The organism is Mesorhizobium sp. M8A.F.Ca.ET.208.01.1.1 (assembly GCF_004791315.1).
Classification (GTDB): Bacteria; Pseudomonadota; Alphaproteobacteria; order Rhizobiales; family Rhizobiaceae; genus Mesorhizobium.
The window spans coordinates 355,830-362,250 of the sequence record NZ_SRUT01000006.1; the positions used below are offsets into that span (position 1 = coordinate 355,830).

Consider the following 6,421-nt stretch of genomic DNA (forward strand, 5'->3'; position numbering starts at 1 on the left):
CTTCAAAATTTTTGAGAGAATATTCCCGGCTTCAAGGAGAATGGCGAAAGGCGTTCTTTGATAAAATCGATAGAATTTCTGACGATGTGAACAAGCCTAGGCAATCCGCCTTGCTGCCATGACTTCACAACCGCAGAGATCAATCATGTCCGACCTCAACAACACTTTGTCCTCTTCCCCAAGGTCAACCCTGAACCGCCGCAGCGGCCTGGCTCTGCTGTTCGCATCGGCCGTCGCGATAGGCGCCCTGATGGCGCCGCATGCCTCCTTCGCCGAGGACAAGAAGGCAGTCAAGGTCGGCATCATCAGCGGCGAGGACGAGGATGTCTGGCGCGTCGTGGTCGCTCAAGCCGCCGAGAAGGGCCTGAGCATCGAGACGGTCGTGTTCAACGACTATACCCAGCCCAACGAGGCGCTGGAGCGCGGCGAGATCGACGCCAACGCCTTCCAGCACCAGCCCTATCTCGACAACCAGATCAAGACGCAGGGCTACCATATCGTGCGCGTCGGCTATACCGGCGTGTGGCCGATCGGCCTGTATTCCAAGAAGTACAAAGCGGTCGCCGACTTGCCCCAGGGTGCTGTCATCGGCGTGCCGAACGACCCGTCCAATGAAGGCCGGGCGCTGCGCGTGTTGCAGAATGAGGGCGTGATCAAGCTGAAGGACGGCACCGGCATCCTGGCCACCACCGCCGACATCGCCGAAAACCCCAAGAAGGTCGAGATCAAGGAACTCGACGCCGGCATCGTCGGCCGCTCGGTCGAGGACCTCGACGCAGCCGTGGTCAACACCGACTGGGCGCTGAAAAGCGGCTTGACACCGGAAAACCGCATCGCCCAGGAGCCGATCGCAGACAATCCGTACCGCAACTTCATTGCGGTCAAGGTCGGCAACGAGAACGAGGCCTGGGTGAAGACGCTGGTGGCGTCCTACCAGAACGAGGCGGTCAAAGCCGAGTTCGACAAGGTCTACAAGGGCACCGGCCTCAGCGCCTATTGAGCAATCCGGGCACGAAAGTGTCTGCTTTGACAAGAAAAGCGGTCCGCGCAACGCGCGGGCCGCAATCCTGTTTCGGGATCCGCGTATGAACAAGCATGTGACCGCAGCCATCGAGAACACGAACGACGCCGATGCACCGGCGCGGGACGTGGTGCGCCTTGTCGAGCTGAAGCGCCGCTTCGGCGCGACGGCGGCGCTCGACGGCATTTCCCTGACGGTGCGCAAGGGCGAGATCCTCGGCATCATCGGCCGCAGCGGGGCCGGCAAATCGACGCTGATCCGCTGCCTCAACGGGCTGGAGCGGCCCGATTCCGGCGAGGTGTTCATCGAGGGCCGCGAAATCAGCCGGCTCGGCGAGCGCGACCTGCAGCCGCTGCGGCGGCGCATCGGCATGATCTTCCAGCATTTCAACCTGCTGTCGGCCAAGACGGTCGAGGACAATGTGGCGCTGCCGCTGAAGATCGAGGGCCGGCCAAAGGCCGAGCGGCTGAAGCGGGCGGCGGAACTGCTCGATCTGGTCGGCCTGTCGGAAAAGGCGAAAGCCTATCCGGGGTCACTGTCGGGCGGCCAGAAGCAGCGCGTCGGCATCGCCCGGGCGCTGGCCGCGCGGCCGGCGCTGCTTCTGTCGGACGAAGCGACGTCAGCGCTCGACCCAGAGACGACGCGGTCCATCCTCGCCTTGCTCAAGGACATCAACCGGCAGCTTGGCCTGACCATCCTGCTGATCACCCACGAGATGGAGGTGATCCGCTCGATCGCCGACCGGGTGGCGGTGATCGACGCCGGACGCATCGTCGAGGAAGGGCCAGTCTGGTCTGTGTTCGCCGATCCACGGTCCGAGATCACAAGACGCCTGCTCGGCGCGATCCGGCCGCAACTGCCGCCGGAGCTGGCGGCGCGGCTGCTGCCCGCGGGTGGCACCGAAACGATCTTGCGCGTCGACGTTGCGGGCGAGCCTGCGCGCGGGCCGCTGCTGTCCGACCTTGCGAGAACCGTGCCCGGTGCCTTCCGGCTCGTCCATGGCGGCATCGACCATATCCAGCGAGAGCCGGTGGGGACGCTGTTCCTCTCCATCCCTGGCGGCGGTGCGGGTCATCTCGCCGAGGTGATCGCTTTCCTGGAATCCCGCCAGGCGCGGGTGGAGGTGCTTGGCCATGTCGCCGATCCTGTTTGAGCTTCTGCTGCGGTCGATCTGGGAGACGGTGCTGATGACGGCCGCCTCCGGCCTGATCTCGCTGGTGTTCGGCCTGCCGCTCGGCCTGGCGCTGATCGCCACCGAACGCGGCGGCATCGCCGAAAGCCCGTGGGTCAATCGCGTGCTCGGCGCCATCATCAATGGCTTCCGCTCGGTGCCCTTCATCATCCTTCTCGTGGCGCTTATCCCGGTGACGCGGCTGATCGTCGGCACCTCGATCGGCACCTGGGCCGCCATCGTGCCGCTGTCGATCGCCGCCACGCCCTACTATGCGCGGATTGCCGAAGTGTCGTTGCGCGAGGTCGACCACGGGCTGATCGAGGCCGCCCGCGCCATGGGCGGCAACCGCTGGACGATCATCCGCGAGGTGCTGGTGCCCGAGGCCCTGCCCGGCATCGTCGCCGGCTTCACCGTGACGCTGGTAACGCTGGTCGGCGCCTCGGCGATGGCCGGCGCCATCGGCGCTGGCGGCCTCGGCGACCTCGCCATCCGCTATGGCTACCAGCGCTTCGAGACCAGCGTGATGGTCGCCGTGGTCATCGTGCTGATCATCCTGGTCTGCGGCATCCAGTGGGTCGGCGACCGGCTGGTGGCGTGGCTCGACCGGCGAGGGTAAGGCGGCTGATATTCAGGTTCGGCCGAACCTTCTGACTAAACAATCTTAGCGTTGGCGCCGCCCCTCACTGTCCTGCCGGACATCTCTCCCCGTAGAACGGGGAGAGAGAAGCTGGCCGTGACGCCGGCGCCCCTCTTGCAACGCCGATGATTGGCGAAATCGGCGACGGAGCGCCCCTCTCCCCGTCACTATACGGGGAGAGGATGCCGGCAGGCAGGTGAGGGGCAGCGCGGAGGATTGGCCGCTATGGCGCTGTGGGACGCGCACACACCAGGTTAGCCCCTCAACCTCGCCCCCTCCGGATCGAAGAACGGCATCGGCGCCACCACAGCGCGCACGGGCTGGCCGTCGATGGCGATGCTGAGCCCGGTGCCGATGGCCGTGAAGGGCAGCCGCAGATGCGCGGTGGCCAGCACCTTGCCAAGGGAATAGCCGTGGTCGCTATAGGTGACCACGCCCACATCCCTGCCGTCGGCCATCACCCTGGCATCCGTCGCGACCGGCTTGTCGCCGTCGAGGATCAGGCCGGTCCAGCGCTCGTCGAGGCCCTTGTCGCGGATCTTGAGCAGCGCTTCGCGGCCGACGAAATCGCCCTTGTCGAACTTGATCCAGCGGTCGAGGCCGACATGGAACGGCGTGCGGCTCTCGTCCATGTCGATGCCATGCGCCGGATAGGCCTTTTCCAGGCCGAGCGTGAACATAGCCAGCACGCCATAGGGTTTCAGGCCGAAGGCTTGGCCAGTCCGCATCAGCGCCTCCCAGACCGAGGTCGCCTCGTCCGCAGGCACGAACAGTTCGAAGCCGAGTTCGCCGGTGACGCCTGTGCGCGAAATCATGACCTTGGTTTCGCCGACGCGACCCGAGGTGAACGCCCAGCGCTTCAACCCATCGAGATCGGCATCCGCGACCAAAGCCTTGAGGAGTTCGCGCGAACGCGGACCCTGGATGGTCGGGAAGGCGACCGCCGCCGTGATGTCGGTGACATAGGCCTTGCGCCCCTCAGCATGATGCTGGAGCCAGGGCAGCATCTTCAGCCGGTTGACCGAGCCGGTCACCAGCATGAAATGCTCGGGCGCCAGTCGGAACACGGTGAGGTCGTCCATGATGCCGCCGTCCTCGCGGCAGACGGTGGAGTACCGCACATTGCCCGGTTTCATCGCCGCGGCGTCGTTGACGATGACATGGTTGACCAGCGCCTCGGCGTCCGGACCCTTGATGTCCATCTTGCCCATGGTGCTGAGGTCCTGCACGCCGACATTGGCGCGGGTGTTCAGGTGCTCGTCGGCAATGCCGGAATAGTATTTGGCCGAGATGAAATCGCCGCCGACCCGGCCCATGGTCGCGCCCAGCCCGACGATGCTGCTGTAAAAGGGGGAACGCCGCTCGGCCAAGATAGTCAAGCAGCGCCGGTGGCGATGGTGAGGGCGACGGAAGCGGCAAGCACGAAACGACCCAAAAGACGCATGTTCGAGATCTCCGTTGACCGGATAAATCTACGGGCTTTCATGCTCCCGGCGGAGACGGAAACGACACGTCATGCGGCGATCACGGCGCGGGGCGGCTCATCCGAGTTTGGTCAGCTTCCTTGTGCCTCGATCCCGAACAGATGCTTGGCTTGCTCAGCTGTATAATAGCCAAGCTGGACATCCTGAGCGACCAGTTTCGGGTCGCGCTCACGCGGATCGCCATAGCCACCGCCGCCCGGCGTGCCGACGCGCACGCGGTCGCCGGCCTTGAGCGGGATGTCCTGCTCCTTGGAGAGGTGCGGCGGTATGTGTTCTTCGCCATCGCGGAAGACGGTCACGCTGTTGGGCTCACCATCCCCACCGCCGAGCGCGCCCTGCGGGCCGAAACGGCCATGATCCATGACGAAGGAGGCCCGCGCCTCGCCGCGCAGGATCTCGACCTCGTAGGCGAGGCCAAAACCGCCGCGATGCTTGCCGGCGCCACCCGAGCCCTCGCGCAAGGCATAGTGCCGGTAGAGCACGGGAAAAGCCTGCTCCATGATCTCGACCGGCGGCGATTTCGAAATGCCGATGGTCGAGCAGCCATTGGTCAGGCCGTCATGGCCCGAATTGCCGCCATAGCCGCCGCCGGAGATCTGGTACATGACATAGTCGCGGCCGCGCGCCGGGTCGCTGCCGCCGAGCGCGAAATTGCCGCTGGAGCCGGCGGGAGCCGCCGTCACCTTGTCGGGCAGCGCCTGCACCATGGCGGCGAACACCGCCTCGGCGATGCGCTGCGAGACCTCGGCGGCGCAACCCGAGACCGGGCGCGGATACTTTGCGTCCAGGAAGGTGCCTTCCGGCCGCTTGACCTCGAGTGGCTCGAAGGCGCCGGCGCTGATCGGCACATCCGGGAAGATATGGCGCATGGCGAGATAGACCGAGGACAAGGTCGTCGCCAGCACGCTATTCATCGGCCCAGCGCAGGGCTTTGATGAACCCGTGAAATCGAAGGTCAGCCTATCGCCCTTTTTCTCCACGGCGAGCGCGATGGTCAGCGGTTCGTTGACCACCCCGTCGGAATCGACGAAGGCCTTGGAGCGATAGGTGCCGTCGGGAATGGCGGATATGTTGGCGCGCATCTGCTCGGCGGCGCGTCGGCGCAGTTCGGCGATCGCCTCGGTAACCGTTTCACCTCCGTAACGATCCAGGATCCCGTTGAGCCTATCCTGGCCGATCAGCAGCGCGGCGGCCTGCGCCCTGATGTCGCCGATGCGCTGGTCGGCAACCCGGATGTTGGAGCAGATGATGGCGTAGATCTCTGGATCGAGCACGCCCTTCTTGAACAGCTTTACCGGCGGCAGCCGCAGGCCTTCCTGCTCGACGGCGGTCGCGGAAGCCGAGAACCCGCCCGGCACGGAGCCGCCAATGTCCGGCCAATGGCCCGTGTTGGACAGCCAGCAGAAGATTTTTCCAGCGCGGTAGACAGGCATGACGAAGCGCACATCCATCAGATGCGTGCCGCCGAGATAGGGGTCGTTGACGATGTAGATGTCGCCCGGCTCCGGCGCCAGGCAGCGGCCGTCGGCGATCATCTCGATGACCGTTTTGGTCGAGTATTGCATGACGCCGACGAACACCGGCAGGCCCTGGCTGCCTTGGGCGATCAGCGAGCCATCGACGGCCGAATAGATGCCGTCCGAGCGGTCATTGGCCTCGGCGATGACGGGCGAGAAGGCGGCGCGGGAAAAGGTCAGGTCCATCTCGTCGCAGACCTGCTGCAAGGCGGCCTGGAGAACCGAAAGCGTGATGGCGTCGAGACCGGTCATTGCTCAGTAATCCTCATGGCAGGGGCCGGACATGGAAGGCCTGAGACGTCGCGCCGCCCCTCATTGTCCTGCCGGACATTTCTCCCCGTATGGTGACGGGGAGAAAGACGCCGTCGCCGATGATTTCGCTCACCTTCAACGTCGCATGAAAAGCGCCGAGGCCGCAGCTGCATCCTTCTCCCCGTCACTATACGGGGAGAAGTGCCCGGTGTCCGAACCGGATAGATAGGTAACAGAATGGACCGATAGCATGGGTGACAGTTTTCTTGTCCGCCGGGAGGACCGGCGATGGTTTGGCGAGAAACTGGGATCATGGACGAGCGGCTACGGTTTGTT

The 6,421-nt window shown here is 64.9% G+C and carries 5 protein-coding genes; 3 read left to right on the forward strand and 2 right to left on the reverse strand.

All coding sequences use genetic code 11. The features are described 5' to 3' along the window. Positions 1–145 precede the first annotated feature (145 nt). The 3 genes from EN851_RS25770 (at position 146) to EN851_RS25780 (ending at position 2,811) form a co-directional block, all read left to right on the forward strand. A complete protein-coding gene (locus EN851_RS25770; protein ID WP_135930263.1) occupies positions 146–1,000 on the forward strand; it encodes a MetQ/NlpA family lipoprotein in 855 nt (284 codons plus the stop codon). Between the two features lie 85 nt (positions 1,001–1,085). Then, positions 1,086–2,174: a methionine ABC transporter ATP-binding protein gene (locus tag EN851_RS25775; RefSeq protein WP_135930264.1), complete on the forward strand. Its 1,089-nt coding sequence runs from the start codon at positions 1,086–1,088 to the stop codon at positions 2,172–2,174. Next, positions 2,155–2,811 carry a methionine ABC transporter permease gene (locus EN851_RS25780; RefSeq protein WP_135930265.1) on the forward strand — a complete coding sequence of 219 codons (657 nt, stop codon included), beginning with the start codon at positions 2,155–2,157 and terminating at the stop codon, positions 2,809–2,811. The genes EN851_RS25775 and EN851_RS25780 overlap by 20 nt, the downstream gene beginning before the upstream one ends. A gap of 275 nt (positions 2,812–3,086) precedes the next feature. On the opposite strand, the gene EN851_RS25790 is transcribed toward EN851_RS25780, so the two are convergent. After that, the gene (locus EN851_RS25790; RefSeq protein WP_135930266.1) at positions 3,087–4,202 is read right to left on the reverse strand and encodes an aminomethyltransferase family protein; all 1,116 of its coding nucleotides are present in this window, start codon (positions 4,200–4,202) and stop codon (positions 3,087–3,089) included. Between the two features lie 185 nt (positions 4,203–4,387). Beyond that, the gene (locus EN851_RS25795) at positions 4,388–6,085 is read right to left on the reverse strand and encodes a hydantoinase B/oxoprolinase family protein (RefSeq protein WP_135930267.1); all 1,698 of its coding nucleotides are present in this window, start codon (positions 6,083–6,085) and stop codon (positions 4,388–4,390) included. Positions 6,086–6,421: the final 336 nt, after the last annotated feature.